The organism is Mucilaginibacter sp. (assembly GCF_039921305.1).
Lineage (GTDB): Bacteria > Bacteroidota > Bacteroidia > Sphingobacteriales > Sphingobacteriaceae > Mucilaginibacter.
The window spans coordinates 1-3,076 of sequence record NZ_JBDSCA010000019.1 but is presented as its reverse complement, the minus strand read 5'-3'; the positions used below and the strand labels follow the sequence as shown (position 1 = coordinate 3,076).

Genomic DNA, 3,076 nt, shown 5'->3' with positions numbered 1-3,076 from the left:
GGGTCAAGCAGAATTCTTGTGGGGTAAATAAAAAAGTATTTTTTTTGTTGCAGCAAAAACAAACACTTTCAGTCTTGTCAAATAGTTACGAAACCCTTATCCGCCTTATCTTACCTGAAGGCATCTTAGAATACTTTGAATTAGTAAATGTCGTTCAGGGTGCCGATGGCAGCCTGAATATCCATCTGGATGAAAAGAACATAGTTCCTGTCGGTTATGAGAGCAAGCGCATGGAGTCCAAAGGCTTCCTGCCTGAAACTGCTATACAGGACTTTCCTATCCGTGGGCATAAGGTTGCCCTTTGTATCAAAAGGCGAAGGTGGGAGGTAAAAGAAAGCGGGGAAATTATCACAAGGGACTGGAATTTAGTACGAAAAGGAGCGCGAATGACTACGGAATTCGGCACTTTTTTAAAAGGTATATTTGGATAATAATCCGATAAGCTGCCATTTATTAGGCCGTTTATACTCGGTGGATGGCAAGCAGCTACAACAGCAGTATAAAGACTTTTTAAGCGACTTTCATACCTGGGACCAAAAAAGCCATGCAGAAGACTGGTTGTTGTTTGCTGACAATATTGGCCCGGCACTTAGCATAGACGAAACCGCACTAAGCAATGGCGAACTCTACACTATTGTAACCAATAAAGCGGCTAAAGGCGGTAAAAAAGCGATAGTAGCCATGCTGAAAGGCACACAGTCCGAACAAATCATTCGTGTAATGGAGCAGATACCCCTCCGCAAAAGGAACAAAGTCAGGGAGGTTACGATGGATATGGCTGCAAATATGATCAAGGCCATCCGCAGGTGCTTTGCTAATGCCGAACGGGTGATAGACCGCTTCCATGTCCAGAAACTCGCCTATGACGCTGTGCAGGAAGGCCGTATCAAATACCGTTGGGAAGCTTTAGATGAAGAAAATAAAGCCCTTGAAGCAGCTAAAAAGAACAGGCAAAGCTATCAGCCCGAAGTCTTCTCAAATGGTGATACCTTAAAGCAACTGCTGGCCCGAAGCCGTTACCTGTTATTTAAGCATCCAACCAAATGGACAGCATCGCAAAAAGAAAGGGCAGAGTTGCTCTTTCCAAAATACCCCGAACTGTACAAAGCTTATAACCTGTCGCTCCGGTTGGGGAATATATTCACGATATGCAAGACTAAGCAGCAGGCATTTAAACGATTGGCTATCTGGTATAATGATGTGGAAGCAGTGGGGATTGATGCCTTCAAAACAGTTGCAAGGTCGGTACAGACTCATTACGAATCTATCCTAAACTTCTTCAATAACAGAAGCACTAATGCTTCAGCAGAATCTTTCAATGCAAAGGTCAAAGCGTTTAGGGCTACTTCAAGAGGCGTAAGAGATACAGCTTTCTTTCTTTTCAGGCTAACTAAAATTTATGCCTAAACTTTAAAGCCCCCAACTTTTAAGACTGATCCTTCAATTTCGCCGGGTCGTAATTTGATTTTCCGCGAAAGATATTTTAAATTTAATACACAAAGATAAATTATTGGAATATGAGAGAGGATTACGGTGAGCAGAAGGAAGCCAAAATAAAAACCACCCAATTGGGAATTGTGATATTGTGGGTTTTTATAATCATTTTTATCTCGATAATAGTAAGGTGCGCGCGGTATTAGATTAGGTCAAAGTCTTTAGTCCAGCTAACGACAGTAATCAAATCTTATTCGTAGACGGTCTATGGGCCCTTGCCATAAATAATTATGCTTTTACCTGACTGACTTTTGGGGGTCACAAAAAAAGCGAGCCCGAAATATTCCCGGGCCCGCTTCAATCACTCTAAAACAATCACCTCTAATTAGAAGTATTTTTATTAATCGATTAATCAACTGACTAATTCAATTATTTAGTCAAATATACCATTAATGTCTCTCCATTAAATACTTACACCTGCCTTTTGACCCACAGGTGACACAATGTAAACCATCGTTGTTGATGGCTGGTGGTTGATAGTTCATGGTAGCTGCAACAACTTGTAACAAGCATACTTTTCTGCTATGAGCTATCAACTAAGAACCATGAACCACCTAATACATCAATCCCTTGATAAATATATCAGCCAGCAGCAAACGTTTTGCACGGATTTCTTCCAGATGCTCCTTGTTGGGGAACATTGTTTTTTTGTGCGATACGGATTTTGCACGCACACCATGTAAAGCGTCAAGTAACAGTTCCACTATTTCTGTTGGGTTGCTTACCGGCTTTATTTTTCCCCGGTCAACTTCTGTTTTTATAGCGCTTACCAGCATCTTAGTTTCCGACTCATGTACCTGGGTAACAATCTCCCAGATAGCATCGGGCAGGTTTTGTTCGTTAAGCCTGAAGAAGTCGAAAAAATTATAGTTGGTTACAATAAAATCGTGCTGGGTATCAATCTGGAATATGAAGGCTTCTTTTAAATCGGCAAAAGTATTTATCCTGTCGCTAAGCGATTTTAAGTAGCTATCGGATACTTTGCGCATCACGGCTACATAAAGCTGGCTTTTGTCGGGGAAGTAGTAATAAAGCAACGCTTTACTCATTGAAAGGTCGCCGGCTATTTCGTTCATAGTAGTTTTCGAATAGCCGAAATGTAAAAACCTATGGTGGGCAGCTTCTAAAATCTTCTCCTTTTTTACATCCTGCTGGTCGTTAGCTGTAATCATCATTAACAATTATATAGTAATATACTTGTGTAAGGTAAAACAGGTTATTGAATAAATCCTGACTTTTTTAACAAAACTATCAATTTTTCTAAACATATATACGATTTAGCCATAGCAAGCGCTACAATCGACTGCAAAATTACGCTGAAATGATTAACCCGGCGCCGGCGCCGGCCACCAAAGCGTCTTCAATTGCGCCTATGTACGGGTCGAAAATGTCTGTTTTAGCAACCACAAACCTGCGCAGGTAATAGCTGCCAAAGGTTGAGCCCAGTGCAACAGCCGACCCTAAAAGAGCACCAACCAGTGCATTGTTACCCGTTGCTTTGTAAATACTTGCACCTGCCAGCGAGCCGGCAACGCAGCGGCCAATAACGCCGCCGGCAGCAATTCGGTTGGGTGTTTTGGGA

3 protein-coding genes and 1 pseudogene are annotated in these 3,076 nt (G+C 41.8%); 2 read left to right on the top strand and 2 right to left on the bottom strand.

Annotation, left to right across the window (positions count from 1 at the left end; genetic code table 11):
* Together ABIN91_RS04630 and ABIN91_RS04625 are read left to right on the top strand one after the other, a co-directional pair.
* Positions 1-431 (top strand): hypothetical protein (locus ABIN91_RS04630; protein ID WP_348048964.1); only part of this gene is annotated, 431 nt, incomplete at its 5' end.
* Positions 424-1,407 (top strand): transposase, encoded by a 984-nt coding sequence (locus ABIN91_RS04625; RefSeq protein WP_348048962.1) that lies wholly within the window; start codon positions 424-426, stop codon positions 1,405-1,407. The genes ABIN91_RS04630 and ABIN91_RS04625, both read left to right, overlap by 8 nt.
* Positions 1,408-2,048: 641 nt before the next feature.
* On the opposite strand, the gene ABIN91_RS04620 is transcribed toward ABIN91_RS04625, so the two are convergent.
* Both ABIN91_RS04620 and ABIN91_RS04615 read right to left on the bottom strand, forming a co-directional pair.
* Complete coding sequence (locus tag ABIN91_RS04620; protein ID WP_348048960.1) at positions 2,049-2,669, bottom strand: TetR/AcrR family transcriptional regulator; 621 nt, start codon at positions 2,667-2,669, stop codon at positions 2,049-2,051.
* 136 nt (positions 2,670-2,805) lie between these two features.
* A pseudogene (locus tag ABIN91_RS04615) lies at positions 2,806-3,076 on the bottom strand (hypothetical protein); the annotation flags it as partial.

Bases quoted from the DNA above. Each gene is read 5' to 3' on its own strand.
- ABIN91_RS04620 (WP_348048960.1), bottom strand. From the start codon at position 2,669: ATGATGATTACAGCTAACGACCAGCAGGATGTAAAAAAGGAGAAGATT.